Annotated in this window: 15 protein-coding genes and 1 pseudogene; 8 read left to right on the plus strand and 8 right to left on the minus strand. The window is 33.4% G+C overall.

From position 1 onward, the window contains the following. Positions 1 to 189: 189 nt before the first annotated feature. Entirely contained in the window at positions 190 to 2,223 is a 2,034-nt protein-coding gene (locus F5ESL0260_RS08260) for a hypothetical protein (RefSeq protein WP_122026551.1), read from the plus strand. Between the two features lie 10 nt (positions 2,224 to 2,233). Beyond that, the gene (locus F5ESL0260_RS08265; protein ID WP_122026552.1) at positions 2,234 to 2,887 is read left to right on the plus strand and encodes a putative bacteriocin export ABC transporter; all 654 of its coding nucleotides are present in this window, start codon (positions 2,234 to 2,236) and stop codon (positions 2,885 to 2,887) included. Between the two features lie 252 nt (positions 2,888 to 3,139). On the opposite strand, the gene F5ESL0260_RS08270 is transcribed toward F5ESL0260_RS08265, so the two are convergent. Further along, on the minus strand, positions 3,140 to 3,394 hold the full coding sequence (locus F5ESL0260_RS08270) for a hypothetical protein (RefSeq protein ID WP_122026553.1): 255 nt from the start codon (positions 3,392 to 3,394) through the stop codon (positions 3,140 to 3,142). A 27-nt stretch (positions 3,395 to 3,421) separates the two neighbouring features. Further along, entirely contained in the window at positions 3,422 to 3,685 is a 264-nt protein-coding gene (locus F5ESL0260_RS08275) for a hypothetical protein (RefSeq protein WP_122026554.1), read from the minus strand. A 204-nt stretch (positions 3,686 to 3,889) separates the two neighbouring features. Here F5ESL0260_RS08275 and F5ESL0260_RS08280 point away from each other — a divergent pair, with 204 nt between their 5' ends. After that, the gene (locus F5ESL0260_RS08280) at positions 3,890 to 4,714 is read left to right on the plus strand and encodes a helix-turn-helix domain-containing protein (RefSeq protein ID WP_122026555.1); all 825 of its coding nucleotides are present in this window, start codon (positions 3,890 to 3,892) and stop codon (positions 4,712 to 4,714) included. A gap of 117 nt (positions 4,715 to 4,831) precedes the next feature. Here F5ESL0260_RS08280 and dltD read toward each other — a convergent pair whose 3' ends face one another. From dltD to F5ESL0260_RS08295, 3 genes are all read right to left on the minus strand, one after another. Continuing rightward, positions 4,832 to 7,084, minus strand: a complete 2,253-nt coding sequence (dltD, locus tag F5ESL0260_RS08285; RefSeq protein ID WP_122026718.1) for a D-alanyl-lipoteichoic acid biosynthesis protein DltD — start codon at positions 7,082 to 7,084, stop codon at positions 4,832 to 4,834. 46 nt (positions 7,085 to 7,130) lie between these two features. Next, positions 7,131 to 8,375, minus strand: a complete 1,245-nt coding sequence (gene dltB / locus F5ESL0260_RS08290) for a D-alanyl-lipoteichoic acid biosynthesis protein DltB (protein WP_122026556.1) — start codon at positions 8,373 to 8,375, stop codon at positions 7,131 to 7,133. A gap of 142 nt (positions 8,376 to 8,517) precedes the next feature. After that, complete coding sequence (locus F5ESL0260_RS08295; protein WP_084600361.1) at positions 8,518 to 8,640, minus strand: teichoic acid D-Ala incorporation-associated protein DltX; 123 nt, start codon at positions 8,638 to 8,640, stop codon at positions 8,518 to 8,520. 195 nt (positions 8,641 to 8,835) lie between these two features. Here F5ESL0260_RS08295 and F5ESL0260_RS08300 point away from each other — a divergent pair, with 195 nt between their 5' ends. The 4 genes from F5ESL0260_RS08300 (at position 8,836) to F5ESL0260_RS08315 (ending at position 12,015) form a co-directional block, all read left to right on the plus strand. Further along, a complete protein-coding gene (locus F5ESL0260_RS08300; RefSeq protein WP_158593829.1) occupies positions 8,836 to 9,687 on the plus strand; it encodes a DUF4097 family beta strand repeat-containing protein in 852 nt (283 codons plus the stop codon). A gap of 36 nt (positions 9,688 to 9,723) precedes the next feature. Beyond that, entirely contained in the window at positions 9,724 to 10,611 is an 888-nt protein-coding gene (locus F5ESL0260_RS08305; RefSeq protein ID WP_122026558.1) for a DUF4097 family beta strand repeat-containing protein, read from the plus strand. 23 nt (positions 10,612 to 10,634) lie between these two features. Further along, positions 10,635 to 11,582: a GIN domain-containing protein gene (locus F5ESL0260_RS08310; protein WP_122026559.1), complete on the plus strand. Its 948-nt coding sequence runs from the start codon at positions 10,635 to 10,637 to the stop codon at positions 11,580 to 11,582. A gap of 121 nt (positions 11,583 to 11,703) precedes the next feature. Continuing rightward, positions 11,704 to 12,015: a MazG nucleotide pyrophosphohydrolase domain-containing protein gene (locus F5ESL0260_RS08315; protein ID WP_122026560.1), complete on the plus strand. Its 312-nt coding sequence runs from the start codon at positions 11,704 to 11,706 to the stop codon at positions 12,013 to 12,015. 434 nt (positions 12,016 to 12,449) lie between these two features. Here the strand turns inward: F5ESL0260_RS08315 and F5ESL0260_RS08320 are convergent, their stop codons facing one another. From F5ESL0260_RS08320 to F5ESL0260_RS08330, 3 genes are all read right to left on the minus strand, one after another. Then, positions 12,450 to 14,366: an FtsX-like permease family protein gene (locus F5ESL0260_RS08320; protein WP_122026561.1), complete on the minus strand. Its 1,917-nt coding sequence runs from the start codon at positions 14,364 to 14,366 to the stop codon at positions 12,450 to 12,452. A 15-nt stretch (positions 14,367 to 14,381) separates the two neighbouring features. Continuing rightward, positions 14,382 to 15,119 (minus strand): ABC transporter ATP-binding protein, encoded by a 738-nt coding sequence (locus F5ESL0260_RS08325; protein WP_122026562.1) that lies wholly within the window; start codon positions 15,117 to 15,119, stop codon positions 14,382 to 14,384. 336 nt (positions 15,120 to 15,455) lie between these two features. Then, positions 15,456 to 16,565: an SLAP domain-containing protein gene (locus tag F5ESL0260_RS08330; protein ID WP_122026563.1), complete on the minus strand. Its 1,110-nt coding sequence runs from the start codon at positions 16,563 to 16,565 to the stop codon at positions 15,456 to 15,458. Positions 16,566 to 16,882: 317 nt separating this feature from the next. On the opposite strand from F5ESL0260_RS08330, the pseudogene F5ESL0260_RS08335 reads away from it, so the two are divergent. Beyond that, positions 16,883 to 17,023 (plus strand): annotated as a pseudogene (locus F5ESL0260_RS08335) (type II toxin-antitoxin system HicA family toxin); the annotation flags it as partial. Positions 17,024 to 17,033 lie beyond the last annotated feature (10 nt).

A 17,033-nucleotide genomic window follows, 5' to 3' on the forward strand; every position in this document is an offset into this window, starting at 1 on the left:
TAAATACATACCTACAAAATTATTTTCAACAATCTTTTCAACATCAAAAGCAAAGCACAGTTGAAAGAACATGATAACTCGTTTAATCTAATAGTAAATAGCTAAAATTACATATATGATAAAAGATACAGAATACCAATTCGATTTTGACAGAGCTATTTTGGATAAGAGGTTTTAAGAGGTTTAAATGTGCTACGAAAAATAAAAGTCCTACTTTACTTGCTAATTACAATTGCTACTATCGCCCTGTTCACTAACATTTTTCATTCCTATGATGACAGTTCTTTACCCGATAATCCAACTATTGTGGAAATTTATGGTTCAAAAAAACTTAATAATTCGCAAATTAGGAAATGGCAAAAAACGGACAGTAAAGAATGGAACAAAAAACATAATAAAAAAAGTTTTTTTATCATATTACAAAAGTTTGCTCATTCTAAGAATATTTCTTTAGTTAAGCTAAGAATTAATAATTTTAATGGCCATCAAAGTAAAATAGTTTATAGTTTTGGCAATGATAATAAAGATTACTCACTTTATAAAGATAAATCTGTTAAAAAACTATCAAATAAAAAGCTACAATTAGAAGATCTTTACGGAGTATATTGTACTAATGCCCAAAATAAAGTTTTGGGCGATTTGCTTTCATTACTCCATTCACACCAATTAAGAGTACGAACTGAACACAACTCCCTATCATTTAATTATATTTTGCATTTATTTCTAACGGAATTAAGTAGTACCAACGTAGTCATATTTTTGGGTGTTATCAGCATTTTGTTCATTGTAATGGTGCTCGAAAAATTATACCGTTTCAAAGCGTATGGCATAATGAAAATTAACGGCTTAAATAACTGGCAGCTTTTTATGAACGACTTAAAAAGAGAAGCACCTTTATTAGTTGCAGCTCTCGGCCTAATTGTAATATTCATAGTCGCTTGGGGATCTTATTCATTTACTGCTAAAGGCTGGACAACTTTTTTACCCTACTTGCTACTCGTATTATTGATTTTATTTTTAAGTTTCTTCTTCTTAAACGCCTTATCCTATCTGGTACTGGTGTTATTAAAGCCATATGCCGCAATCAAGGGCGAAGAAAATTCGGGAGCGTTTTTATTAATAGGCTATCTTTTAAAAATAGTGCTGCTAGCCTTAATAATGCTTAACGCGATAGCTTTATATAAAAATTACCAAATTTATACAAGAGACACGAGTATCATCAAAAAGCTTTCTGCTAAAGAAAATGGCTATTCACTGGATCTTAGTTGGCATACTTCGGACAAGGCTGAAGATATGAAAGTAGCGCGAAAGGTTCATAAATTGGTGGTCGAGTCTCCGCAAGCAATCATTGCAAAAAATTCACAGGTATTCAGACCAGCAATGCGGGATGTTCAGCCTGAAAATGGCAATGTGATTACTGCCAATAAAAGCTTCCTGGCAAAGAGTGGCCTCACTTCTAAACATATTAAAGTTCCTGAAAATAATGTCTTGCTCTTAGTACCAAAGAATCGCTTAGACCAACTGGGAGAAGCTAAGAAGGAGTTAAAGAGCTTCCTTAAGTTTCAAAATAAGTTACCTAACCGCTATCGCAAGCAAAAAAAGATGCCATCGGTTCAAGTCATCCCAATTGCAAGTGATCAAAAAGTCCTTAATTATACCGTTAATAACGAGATACTATCGTCTATTTCATTTAATCCGTTAATTATCGTAGTGAATGATAAGTTGTTATCGGATGATTTCTATTTGTCAACTAACAGTCAAGGAATGATCCGCTTTTCCGATCTTAAAGCCCTGCAAAGATTAGTGCAGCGTTTAGGTTTAACCCCTTATACTGTTGGAATTACCAGCCAGCAGGCATTGCTTTCGGATTATGTCGCAAAAGCAAATAAGGAGCTGCTCCTGTTAACCATTACGACAATCATATCACTGCTGCAATTAATTTTTATTATCTTGTTTGTCAGCTCAACCTTCTTGCAAAGCCAGAGGCATAAAATGGCGGTTTATCAGGTATTCGGAAAATCTAACGCTAAACTAATTTGCACGTTTTTAATTGTTAATTTGGGGTTTGATTTCTTAATGATTAGCTTGGTTTTAGCTAAAAGAGGATATTTAAACTTAATACCGCTCACTTTAGGTTACCTTTTAATAGAAGCAGTTATTATTTTATTAACTTATATTCACGCACAGCACAATTTATTAATTACCCTTAATCACGGAAATTAGGAGCGAAAAATTGATTAAAGTAGAACATCTTACTAAAAAGTTTCAAGAAAAAGTTATCTTCGAAGATATTAATTGCACTTTAGAAACAGGTAAAACTTATGCTATTGTGGGCAAAAGTGGTGCTGGTAAAACAACTTTTCTTAATGTTTTAAGCGGACTTGAGCAACCTTCATCCGGAAAAGTAGTAATTTCTGACTTAACTGTTAATGGTAAAAATCGCAAAAAACTATATCGCACAACTTTTGGCTTTATTTTTCAAAATTTTGGGTTAATTGACACGGAGACCGTCAAGCAAAACCTAGAATTAGGCTTTGCTAATCAGAAATTAACTAAAGGACAAAAAAGCAAACGAATGCAGTCAGCCTTAAAGCAAGTGGGTCTGGAAAAAATGCCGTTTAATCAAAAAGTATATACTCTCAGCGGAGGTGAACAGCAACGGATAGCGCTAGCCCGCATACTTTTAAAAACTCCCAAAGTGATATTTGCAGATGAACCAACCGGTTCGCTTGATTCAGAAAATAGCCAAGTAGTGCTAAAAACCTTGTTAAATAATTTTGATCCCGCTGCCACAATTGTGATAGCAACTCATGATCCGAGTGTTTGGCGAGAATGTGATTACCTAATTAAAATTGCAGATAAAAAGATTAAAATAATTTCCAACTAATAACATCCCTAAAATTAAGATTAAACACAAAGAACTAACACACGATTTATTCGCAAGTTAGTTCTTTTGATTTTATTGCAAATTCTAATTCAGACTATGACAATAATTTTTTGGGCAATTGTTTTTAACTTAAAAAGCTCCAAGCTAACTGTAGCTTGGAGTCAAAATATTAGCAAAAAGATTTTTAGAAAATCCTAAGCTATTTCTATAATCAAAATTTTTATCATATATCACTGTGCTTGCTTTTAATAACTAATCGTTCAAAGCAATTTTTCTGAATATAAAATATATTGCTGCTAGTACACATACCTGAACTACTCCAAGAATAATGCTGACACTGTTTAAAGCAGTGAAATTCTTAAATAGCAAGTACGATACAACTGGTGGTATAACAATAATTGCAATTGCTACCCCAGCAAAAATCTTGTTAAGAGCTTGCAGTTGCTCTCTTCCTGTATATTCCATTCCCGCAAATAATATAAGAAGTAAAATCATAATCCACAACATATTTTCACCTCATAATAACTCTATCGTTTATTTTGCTGAACGATAATCACTAAAAATATAAAATAAACCTAACAGAATAAGCAAAGCAATTCCAGAATGGAAAGCCGGTAAAATTTGGCCAAACTGAAAATTATGTATTACTAATTCAAAGGCTACTAAGGAAACGGAGGTTAATATCAATATCATTCCCCGATTAATCCTAAGAAATTTGATTGCTGGATTATCTTTATAGATTTTACCCAAACACCAGCATGTAATGATTAAAGATACCCCTGCTATTGTTTCGGTCATGTATTTATCCTCCTTTCCAAATAAATGTACAAAAGTCATGCTATTACGTCTTTATAGGTAAGATGACGACTTCTTAATTGACGAAATAAATCAGATATAATTATTGATTTATTTCTAAACTAAGAATAACATTAAGCCATTATTAATAATGTGCAAAATCAGCACATCATTCTAAGAATAAATAAACATAAAAAGAGTAATACCATGAGCAATTTTGGCAAAACAATTCATAGTCTTAGAACTACACGTAAAATGACCCAGCAAGATTTAGCACAAGATTTATTTGACCGTAGTACAATTTCAAAAATTGAAAATACTGAATTATCAACTACTTACGAAAATGAACTTAAATTAATAAAGCGACTGGGTTTAACTCCCAACGAGTTTGAATATATTAGTAATGGTTATCATATTAGTACTAAAAGTCAACTTCTGCATCGGTTTTTAAACCTTGATGGTAGTATTGATAAGGATAAAATAAATAGTTTGTTACAAGATTGTCTCTTAGTCAAAAACGACGATGATATTAAACGAATTACTATTATTCTTAAAGCTCTACTATTAGTCGATAAACCAAAAGGATTTACTCATGCACAAGAACTAGTTCAACCTATTTGGTTCAACTCTCTTTGTAATATCGAGATTTTTACTGTTACAGATATTACGATCCTTAATTCAATTTTATTTGCCTTTGACTATCAAACAGCAAACGAAATTATTGCCAGGATTATTGCAAATATAGACAATCATTACCCATTTATGAGAACTCTGAAAACCAATACGCTAATTAATCAGGCAATAATACAAATGACGCATCACAAATTTAAGTTAGCTGTCACTATTTTAAATAGTTTAAAGCCTTTATTAAAGAGCCTAAGACAGTATGATAAATTGCTTGTTGTTAATGCTCGAATTGCAATTTGTCAAAAACACAAATTAGAAGCACTAGAACAGATTAGTTTATTAGAAAAAATTGGTGCCCAAAACTTGGCAGAAAGTTTAAAACAGGAAGTTGAAGATTTTTTATAAATTAAAGACATTTGCAATAATACTAAAATTTATTTTAATCAACAGCTAAGACTGCTTCTTAATTTGAAATAAAACTAACTAAAAAGCCTCTGAAACTTTAAAATTTCAGAGACTTCTTTATTTTAGTAATCGCAACATAATCTTATTTATCTGACTTCTTAATATATCAAATTCTCCTTCTTTTGTTTTGTTAGACTGGATGACTATAATAGTTTTACCATCATCTGAGCTACGCAAAAACGTATAATAGCCTGCTCCTCCACCATTAGCTTTTTTTATATTATGGGACTTGTCGTTATAAAAGCCACCATTGTAATAAGCTGGTGGAGCAGCTTGATAAAGAAAATTACAACTTGCTTTTGTAAGTAGTTTGCCCGCTAAAATATAATGGACCGTCTTAGCTAAATCATGATTGGACATCACTACTGATCCTGCCCCCAGTTCGTCATGTGCATTATGCAAGGCCTTTTTAAATTTAAAAGTATTATATTGACCATTACGATAAACCATTCCTGGAACTAAGCCACTAGCAACAATTTTGTCCGGCTTTGACCACAAAAATTCCGTTTGTTGCAACTTTAATGGTCTGACATAGGTGTCACGGAATAGCTGCTCATAGCTTTGGCCCGTTATTTTACTCATAATGCCACATAAATAAATATAGTTTAGTGAACGGTAATGCCATTTACCGAGCATTTTAGCATTAAAAACCGTTTTTTTAGCATCACATTGAACATTATCATTATCTGAAATGAAATGTTTTCGCCCTAATCTTGCCCCTGGCTTAAGATCAAGACCTGCCGTCATGTCTAACAGATTTTTCAACTTAACCTTCTTCGCCCCAGCAATTTGCGGATAAAATTTACTCAATTTATCCTGCAGACTTAGCTTGCCCTCCTGCACTAGGTGCATGATAATTGCAGCAGTCATTGATTTTTGTACAGAATTAATTAAATAACTAGTGTTCGTATTATTCTCAGTAGCGTAATCAAGCCAAGTCTTACCATTTTTAATGACTAGAATTGAGCCCTTGATTCCTAAAGCATCAATTTGCTGGCGCACTATTTTCCTTTTTAGTGAATCTGATTTGTTAAAATCATATAGCTTTTGGTTTATAGTTCTGATTGCGTATGGCTTTTTTTGCCACTTTCTGCTGTAAAAATAGTTATGAATATTATAATTACGTGGCAGATCACTTTGCGCCATGAACGGCTTTACTGCCTTGTCAACAGCTACCCAGCCACGCCAACCTAGGTGAATCGTATCTTCCATGAAGTACTGTTCACCGCCGCGCTTAGACAAATCAGTGACATTATCAAAACCTTGACTGGCCAGTTGGTACTTAATCTTGGAAACGGCCTTTTGGTACATGGTTTGTGACAGGCCAGTGTAATTAGACCATTTTTCATTGATCGGCGGGATAATGAACAACACATTGGTATGTTGCTTGGCAAACTGGTGCAACATCAGTTCAAAATCACTGTATTCTACTGATTTAGTGTAGTTAAAGTGTCGTTGACTGCCCTTCAATTTAACCAATAAGCGTTTATTCAAACGCCGCTTAAAAAAGCGGTTATTAATGCCAAAGCTATTCGAATTAGTGTTAAGTTCAGCCTGCTCACTTGCCACTTGGTCTAAGGCCTTGACTGAATAAGTAGCCGGCAAAAGTTTAGCTTGCTTATTGATCCTTTTGATCCGGTCACGTAATTGAAAGGTACTAAAGAACTTGTCTTCATTGTTAAGTATGCGCCGCTGGTTCTCCAAGTAGAAACGCTGAAAACCGGTCAGCTTTTCCCCGCGGGTAACTCTTTTCATTCCCAGCTTAATAACGCCTTTTACTTCCGGCATCTGCAAGAAGCGTTTAGCCGCATAGCGGTTTGTCGGTGTATCTTTTTTAATCCCTAACAGAAAATTGCAGGCTTGCAGCGGTGAATAATACAGTGCGAAGGCATCAGGATTTTGCCCCTTCTTGGTAAACCATTGCGGTGAAACAATCACCACGGCTTTTTTGCCCTTAAGCTGTTTTGAGGTGCCCTGCATCTCTAAGAAGTGTGCCAAAGATTGGCTACCTGGCCCACCTAACAAAAATGGTCGGTAATCGCGGTGATATTTTTGCGCAATTACACTCGGGTGCAGTGGGTCAAGCCGTGATAATTCACTTGAGCCATAAAAAGGCACATAGTCATCTTTAAAGGCATCCTGTTTCATCAAAGAGCCTTTAAAAATAGTCGTGGTCTGGGAATTAGCTGCTTGGTAAATGGCATCTTGAGAAAAAGTTCGCTCCCACGGCAGTAAAAAGATGACCAGTAACAAGATAGCGGCGCAGAGTACTGGGCCAAAAATCTGCCACAGCCGGCCTTTGTTACTCATTTTTACCCTCATATCCATAACCAAAACTCCTTTATAAATTTAATGCTTATTCCCAACCAAACCAAAGCTGGCTGAGAAAACCTGAGAATATCAGGAAACTAAAACACACTACATTAAAAGTAACAAAAATTGCCAGCCATTTGGTGTATTTATTTGATGGCAATTTGTCTTTGTGCTTCTTCTTAAACCGCAGCCAGCAATCATTGATGATGATGGCCACAGCATGAAACAACCCATAAACAATATAATACCAGGTTAGTCCATGCCAGAAGCCCATCACTAAGAATAATAACAGATAAGCTGCTTGAGATAGTCTGACCGGATTCTTGAACAGCTTTTTCTTCATGGCAAAGAAGGTAAACCGCATATAGATGTAGTCCCGAAACCAGAAGGACAAAGTCATGTGCCAGCGGTTCCAGAATTCTTTAATATTTTGGGAAATAAACGGCTTATTAAAGTTCATTGGGGTGTGAATACCCATAAAGTAGGAAATTGACACGGCAAATAAAGAATAGCCGGCAAAGTCAAAGAACAAATACATGCTGTAGCAGTACATGTAGGCGACTACCCACCAAGAAAGTTTCAAACCGCCATTAGCCGTACCTGTTATCATTGCTGCTCGGGTAATTCGAGGCAGCCAGTAGGTACCAAAGAACCAGCCCAGAACAAATTTATAGAGAAAGCCCTGAAACAAATAGCGGGTTGCCAGCTCCAAGTCATTTAAATATTGCTCACGCTTAGGAACAGCATCACACTCCTTGGCAAATCTGCGGTAGCGATCAATTGGCCCCGATGAAATGGTGGGAAAGAACAAGAGAAAGCGTAAATACGTTCCGAGATTAAGCTCTTTAATGGCACCATCGCGCACTTCCATTACCACCTGCACGGTCTTGAAAGTAAGATAGGAAATACCTAGAAAGGCCAAGACTCCCGGAATTTTAGCTTGCGGAAAAGCAGTCTGCACTTTGACTAAAATCAGGGGCACAATTGCTAAAATGACGGCCAAGTAGAAAACCCAGGTTTTATTTTGACTATTTTTACGCCCGCGATAATAGAGATAGCCGTAGGAAACCAAGAGCTGAAACACAATATAAATGATCAGGCTAACGCCCTGTTGCCACTTTTCCGCATCAAAAATAAGAAAAAGAAAAACTAGCGAGAACACAACTTCATAAGTTTTGAAGCGATGCCCCCAATACAGCCCGATGATAATGGGGATTAAGCCAATCATCAAATACACAAAGTAATGCGGATTGGAATAAGGCTGTAAGTTAATGAAGTTAAAGTTCACTACTCGTTGACCTCCTTAATTTTGGTTTTACATTAAAGTTAATTTGATACTTGTGCTGTTTTATAACTAAATAGTTTTAAAAAATTAAATCTTGTTATTTCAATAAAGTGCTTGATTAATTTCTTTCATTTGCGTAGCCCATTTAGAATTCATTATAGATAAAATGAACAGATGTTAATCCACTATAGTGATACAAGTAAATCAAGGCTCCAAAAATGGCGCAATAGACAATTGTCATAAAAATAAAACTTACTATTTTCTTCATTTATTACTGTCCATCTCCTAAAAAATCTAATATCATATATTGTATAATATGACTGAAGACAGTATAATACATTTAATAATAAATAAGCAAAATTTTTATTATCAAAAAATTTAAAATCTATTTCATACTATTGTAATCAATATAGCTGAAATTCTGAGCATCAGCTCGTTTAAATTAATGGGGGGTAACTTTATAATGAAAAAGATTTTTAAAATAATCATTTTTTGCGGCATTGTCGGTCTTCTCGTATTAGCAGGTATCAAAATGAACTATGCTTTACAAAAGCCCCAATTAACAGAAGCTCAAACCAATCAAACTACCAAAAAAGTTTACACAGTTAAAAAATTTGATAAAATCAAATTTTCTTCTTACAGGCCTAATACTGACGTTACTTTAGGTAACAAATACCAAGTCAAAATTAAGGCTAAACGAGGTGGAAATGCACAAAAAATCAAAACCAAAGTTAAAAATAAGCAACTGACTATTTATGATGAACCAGAAAAGCATTTTAATGATGGCTATTATGAAGTCACTGTCACTGTACCAAGTAAAAACGCTTTGAAAAAGGTATCAGGCTATTTACGAGGAGGCTCCGTGTACTTAGAAAAGTTAAATATTCCCGATATTAATCTCAAATCAAACATTGCTTATTTTGCCTTTGATCATATCTCTTCTCAAAATGTTAAGTTAAAAATAAAACATGAAGTTTCAGACATAATGGATTCTAATTTAAAGAATTGCTCTATTAATATCGGTAAAGGTAATATGACTATTGATGACAGTAAAATCAAAGCTAAAGTGCACATTGATAAGGGTGGCATGACAGTTGTTGATAGCACTTTCCTGGGTGATAGTTCCTTCACTCTTAATAAAGGATTATTTTTGATGACAGATGCTCCTAAAATCAGTTATGATCTGCGCGTTGATCCTAAGCATATAATTGAAACTGACAATAAAGATTATCATAATCGGCTGTCTATCTTAGCACCGAACAAACCAACTGTTAAAGTAATTAGTAAAAACGCAAATATAGAATTTTATAGATAGATTTAGCTTAGTTTTTCAGAAAAGAAGATATAAACTATGAAAAGATTATATAAATTAGGCAGCGTTATAGGAATTGCAGGATTATTGATACTTACTGGCATTAAAGCAAGTAATTTCTTACAGAAACCTCAATTTCAAGATAATGAGGTAGTCTTTGCTAAAAAACTAGACCCTCAAAATAAAGTTAACCAAACTTTCAATGTTACAGAATTTGACCAAGTCAAACTTAATACCAAGCGGCCTGATATCAAATTCATAGTAGGCAATACATTTAGTGTCAAAGCCAGTGGAACTCACAGAGCTCATATTGCATTTACCAGGGTTAGCGTTAAAAACAAAATACTAACTATCAATGACAAACCTGTTGGTAATCATAATTACGGCGGTTACACAGTAACCGTGACTGTTCCTCATAAAAACTCTATAAAAAAGGTTACTGGGAATTGTGATATCAGTGATATCTACTTCAACGGTTTGAATATTCCAAGTGTTGCTGTCAAAACAGGCTATGGCAATGTTATCCTTAATCATGTTAACTCAGACAATATCAGGGTTAAGCAAACAAATGGTGACTTGAAGGTCTTAAACTCAACAATTAGAAATAGTACAATTAGATTAAGTGTCGGAGACTTAACAATTAGAAATAGTATGTTTAAAACAAAGGCAAGTTTAGCTTTGGCGCCTGATTTCAAGTACAGTAGCGTTAAAATTCAAAATTCCCAGCTTTTGGGAAGCAGTACATTCGATATGAGTATCGGTGACTTTGTTATGACAGGAGCTTCAAAAATTAGTTATGCTTTAACAACTAAACCAAAAGGCACAATTAAGTTTCAGGGCAAACGTTACACTCATCAATTTTCAAAAACTGTGCCTAATCAACCGCTTCTTAAAGTTAACAGCAAAGGAAATATTAAAATAGACTAATTAATAATGAAGGTAAATTAGAAATGAAAAAATTTTATCAAATTTGTGGCTATATCGCTGCTTTAGCAGTGCTCCTTTTGGCAGTCGGTAAGGTTAGCAATAATTTTTCACAGGCAAAAGTTGTTGATGCAAAAGCCAGTAAAACTACAAGAACAAATAGTTACAAAGCAGTTGTCACAACAACTAAGAAAGGCAAAATCAAAAAAACTTATGCTGTTCCTCAATTTAACAGAATTAAGCTTGCCTGTTACAGACCAGATGTAGTCGTTGACTTGGGCAAAAAATTTAAAATTACAGTTATAGGGGAAAAAGGAGCCGATGTTAATAAAATAAAAACAGAAGTAACCAACAATCAACTTACTGTTTATGATGAACCTGAATATAAATTTAATGACGGTGATTATCAAATTAACATTACTGTTCCTCATAAAAATAGTATAAAAGAGCTAACCGGCTTCAATTATGAGTATGGTGTCATAGTAGATAAATTAAACATTCCCAGTATTAATTTAAGCTCAACTGCAGGGTCCCTTTTTATTTCAGATGTTAAAGCAAATAATGTGACCTTTGCAGTTAAAAACTATGACGCCAAACAAAATCATGACGAAGATAATGAATGCATAGATGTCTTTGATTCTAAATTAAAAAGCAGTAACTTCAAGGTAAATAAAGGAAACATTTATATTTACAGCAGTAAGCTGAAAACTAATACTTTTATCAATCATGGCAATTTTAATTTTGGCAGCAGTAAAGCTATTGGCCAAAGCACAATTGATCTAAATACCGGTAATTTCAGCATGTTCGATATGTTTGATTTGCCGAAAATCAATTGTGATCTTACAACTGATTCCACACAAAAAATCAAAGTCGGTAAAAAATATTATTCTCATCATTTTTCTACTCCTTCTCAAACAACCCCACTGCTTAAAGTTACCAGTAGAACTGGCAAAATTTCAATATCTAAGGATTAAGCTTTATAACCTATCGACAAAACTCACACAGTAAAACTATACAACCTAATTTGATATTTCAATGTACCTACTTCACAGATTAAATATAAAATAGAATAAAATCATTATTTAGGAGTCGAAATTGATCATAGATACTAAGAAACTACAAAAAGCAGTTATAGAAAATAAGAAAAAACACGGTTTCAATACCACAGATATTGAGTTTGAATTATTGCGATTACATGGAGAAGCTAATGAGTTATTTGAAGCCTGGCGCAAGAATAATAAGAAAAATATCAATGAAGAATTAGCCGATGTAGGGATATTCCTATTAGGCATTGCAGAAATGCTGGACAGTGACCTGGGCGAAGACATTGTTAATAAAATGAAAATAAATGAAAAAAGAATATACAAAAATGGCGTTAAACGCAGTCCTGCTGATACAGATAAATAGACCGATAGCTTTGGTTTAATAACAGCATGGTCAAGCTATCAGACAGTTATTCAATTTTTACAAAAGCCTAGTAATAGGCAGATATTTTCGACTTGCATAGGTTTAGTTTTGCTTTTTATGGCTTTAGTGGAACTTATAGGTAAACCGAGAAGTGGTTTAGGTCTTGTTTCTATGGAAGCTGGTCTGGTATTCCTACTATTTCCCGAATAAAACGCATAAAACACCTATTTTTAAAAGTGCAGTCTAGAAGAATTATTTCTTATAAACCAACAAAAGACATTGAGTTTAATGCTCAATGCCTTTTTCATATATATTTTCTCTCAGTCTTGAATTTTACATCTTAAATAGGTCACAGACTACTCAATATGTATAAAAGCTGTGGTCTGCCCTTCCTCAATAAGATTAATGATCTTATTTTTCAATTTTTATTTTAATTATATTTCCAATAGCACTTTAGTTTTATGATATGAAAAAATGTAAATTACACCATACGCAACTATAAGTAATAAAAAAGTTATAATAATTGGTTCTGCCACCATTTGTAATGTACCTAAAAATTTTATTACGTCATTGGTTAAAAACATGTATCTGAAACCTAAAAATGCCACTAGACCATTGAGGCTTCCCATTATTATAGGTGGTAAGAATATCAATAAATTGTTAGCAGTTGCTATCTTTTTTTGCTGCATCTTATTGTATCCAATATTATCCAAGAGCTTAAATTCATCAGTTACATTTAAAGTTTCCATAAGTATGGTGAAATAAAGTATACAACCAACAAAGACAAAAAATAGTACGGCAATAAAAGCATCCATTAGCAATGATGCACTATTATATGAAACTACATCTTTATTAGTTTTGTAAGCACTTAAAAAATCAACTTTTAGTTTCTTAATCTTTTTATATAACTCTTCATTCTCACGTAAGTTAGAGCCATTAATCGCATAGACTGTTTTATTTGGACTATGACTACTTATCTCCTTAAACTGCTTATCATTAACAGCTATGTATGCGTAGTTTCCTTTCGCATATATAGGCCAGATGTTTGCTTCTTTCAAATTGATTCTTTGGCCATTGATATGGACAGTACCACGAGAACCTCTTATCGGATATAAGGTGAAAAGGTAAGATGTCTTTCGAGAAGCTTTAATATTATTACGTAATTTGTTATTTTGCTGTTGTAGTAATTCCATAAAATTACTTTCACTAATAATTTTACATTTCTTAGTGGTTGTAGTTTTACTTAATTGAATTGGGCGGTTTGATGTGGCACTGGCTACTTCTATAGCCTTATATTTTCCGTTGTACTGTCTAGCAATTTGTTTCACCTGGCTAGTTTGATAAGGACTAAGTTTTTGATCAATCTCAATAGCTGAAGGAACAGTTTTTATTAATGAAGCCGTTTGGTAATTTATGAGCAGGAAAAAAGATCCAGTAAGAGCAATAATGGCCGAAATAACTAAGGATAGTACAATTAATAAATTTGATTTAGTTTTTAACTTAAACAGTGATTCTGGTAAAAAGATGTTATTCGTAGGTCGATACAACTGATGATGGTTATTGATTTTCCGATTAATAAAATAAGCCAAAGTACTCTTTATAATTAAAAATGTACCTAATATTACCAGCACCAATGTAATCAACGCCAATGGTGCAAAACCAATTTTAGACCATAAAGATTGACTTTGTTTTGCAGTGTTTAAAACTAATATATATGCTACTAATAGAGATAGAATTCCTAAATAGGCTGTCCAAGACTTGATTTTGATTACTTTTTCACTGGCTTGATTTAAATTTGAAATATTTACTAGAGACAATCGTTTAATCAGATGTTGGTTATCAAAGAAGATAATCAATATCATAAACACAGAAAGCACAAGTGTAATTATGAATGGAGTTATTGTGAGTTGTGTTAAATATGGTATATCAAGTTTTAGAGTTGCTATTAAAAAAGCTTTTATTAAACTATAAAGCAAAATGCTAAGAACCATCCCAGCTAAGCAAGAAGTTCCAATAATTATAGTATTTTCTGCCGTTAAAATGGATATAATATTTTTTCTTGACATACCCAGCATTGAGTAAATTCCTAGCTCTTCAGCACGCTGTTTTAAGAAAAAACGGTTAAAGTAAATAATAAAGAAGATTGTAAACAAGGTAAATAATACCGAAGTAACATAAGACATGAACTCTACTTTGGCTGAACCTGATAAAGAATCTGCAATTACATGGTCCTTAGCGAAAATTTGCAGAGTATTGAATAATGCTAAAGCTATTGAGAGGGAAACAAAATAATTTTTATATAGGCCAAAGCTGTTCTTGATATTATTTTTAGCTATTACTTTGTAATTCATAATTAATCTCACCTCTTAGGCTTCTACTTTAGCTAATTTCCTTGCTAGCTCCTGTTGAAACGCATCATTGCTATCTTTTTTAACAATTTGGTCAACAATTTTTCCATCTTTTAGAAAAATAACTTTATTAGCGTAACTAGCTGCTAAGCTATCATGAGTAACCATTAAGATAGAAGTATGAAACTTTTGATTCACTTTTGCTAAGTATTCCATAATTAATTTTGCTGCTTTTGAATCCAATGCTCCCGTTGGTTCATCAGCTAATAATAGTGCGGGATTTTTAATGATGGCTCTAATAATTGCTACACGCTGTTTTTGACCACCTGACAAAGTAACGGGGTATTTATCAAGTTGATTACTTAATCTAAAATATTCAGCTAATTTATCAATCTTTTGATCTATTTCTTGGTCATCCTTACCCAGTAATGACATAGGAACGGCAATGTTTTGTCTTACCGTTAAGCTTTTTAATAAACGATAGTTTTGAAAAACAAAGCCCAGTTTTTTCTTACGAAAATTGGCAGCTTCATCATCGGATAATTTTGAAATTTCATGACCGTCAACATAAATTTTGCCACCAGAAGCTGTGTCTAAAGTCGAAATCATATTAAGCAGAGTAGTTTTCCCTGAACCAGACGCACCCATGATTGCCACAAATTCGCCAAAGTTAATTTCAAAGCTAATACCAGCTATTGCATGATATTGTTTTTCATAAATTTTGGTAACATTACTTACTTGCAAAATTTCAGTCATAATCTAGTCTCACTTTCTGTTATCTTTTTCTATACACATATTAAATTAGATCTATTGAAAAACTATGTCAACTAGCATAGTGAAATGATTGATAAAATTTTAAATTAGTTTAAGGTACATGATAAATATTTTATAAAAACTTTACTTTGTTTCAGTGAAAGTTTAAATAAAAAGGCTCAAAATTAATTTGATGAATGTATCGAAATTGAGTGAATTTTGGGATATATTAAGACTAAATTTATCGACAAGCATTCACAGCAATACAAATAAAAATGCACCCAATAGCTGATTTTTACTATTAGGTGCATTTAAATTATCTAGTTCTCTTAAAATTATTTATTTGGCCGTCTTTGGCTTAGCATTTTGTTGTGCTTCTTCTGCTGTATTAATTGGGCTTAATTTAACACCAGCAATAAATCTAACATCACTTGCTTTTACATAGCCGTCACCAACATCAATTGAATCTGGTCCTCCACCACCTGGTAGGTCAGAGGCATAAAACTCATGACCTTTTAAATGGTAAAACAGTTCTGCTTTATTTTCAGCTGGTACCCAAATGTAAAGCAATTTATCTACCTTTAAATTTCCGCCTTGTTTTCTGATTCTTTGTCCTTTATGGTCTTGCTTAGTGCCATCAGCATTATAGACATCTGTGTCTTGATAAAATCTAATATAAGAATAGTGCTCAAAGTTATAAAAATGATGTGGAAGTTCTTTTTGAACTTTAACATCCAGGCAATAGAGCCAATTATTCGTCCCTTTAATACGATAAATAGTAGGATTAGGGATAGCTGAATGACCAATCTCCTCCGCATAGTTATCTTCTTCAGCTCGGTCGACTATAAAGGTAGTGCCTTTTTTAGCCTTTTTAGCAGTTTTGACCCCATTTTTGATCTCATAAATTGGGGCACCGCCATCTCTTGTCACTGTTGCGACAGTTTCTTCGGTATTTGAAGCGGTGATTTTACCCAAGTTGCTGGCTCTCACATATTGCTTTGCGGGACCACCAATGCGGTAGTAGCGCAAACCATTCTTAAACTTGACGGTGCCACCATAAGTTGTAATGGAAGTTCCCTTTCGAATTAAGCGGTAGTCAGCCCTGCGTGAACTGGTAGCGTAAACATAGGAATTATGCTTAACTTCACGTTTAACACCGTCAATGTTATTAGCTTTGATATATTGCTTTTTCCCGCTGATTTTATAGTATGGAGCATAGGGCTTGAAAGTTAGGATTAATGGTTTTTTTTCAACTTTGATTTGATGAAAAGCTGGATACTTAGCTTCAACCTTCCGTCCATCTTCATCGTATGCTTGTGACGTATACATGACAGTTCTTATAGCACTAGGAATCTTTGCCTGAACAGTATGGGCTTGATGATTAAATGTCCAAATGGCTGTTAAGCCTAAAAAACCAGCTGCTAAATAATGAGTAAGTTTCTTATTCATGTACTTTAACCTCTCTTCTTTAAAAATTATTATCTTTTGCTATTGCTTTTATTTTGGGAACAAAAGTGCAAAACGAGACAATAGTAAAAAGCAACTAATATAATAACTATTACTAATCATGTACCCCTTTTTATAATTATGGAAGATAAAAAATGATGAATTTAATTAAGGAAATATCTTAACATATAGGAAGATACTTAATTTTAAACTTACTCCGTTGAATTTATACGTATTTATACGTATAATAAGAAACATGGAAGGTTTACTTTATGACGAAGACGCCAAGAGAAATTATCAAGATTTAAAAAAAGCAAGGCTTTGTGAAAAAGTCTCAAAACGGTTCCCATCTAAAAATGTATAACCCCATTACAAATGTTACTATTCCTGTTCCCATTCATTCAAAAGAAATGAAAAAAGGACTAGAACAGAGAATTCTAAAAGAAGCTGGATTAAAATAAATTTTTCAGC

Source organism: Lactobacillus sp. ESL0260 (assembly GCF_003692935.1).
Classification (GTDB): domain Bacteria; phylum Bacillota; class Bacilli; order Lactobacillales; family Lactobacillaceae; genus Lactobacillus; species Lactobacillus melliventris.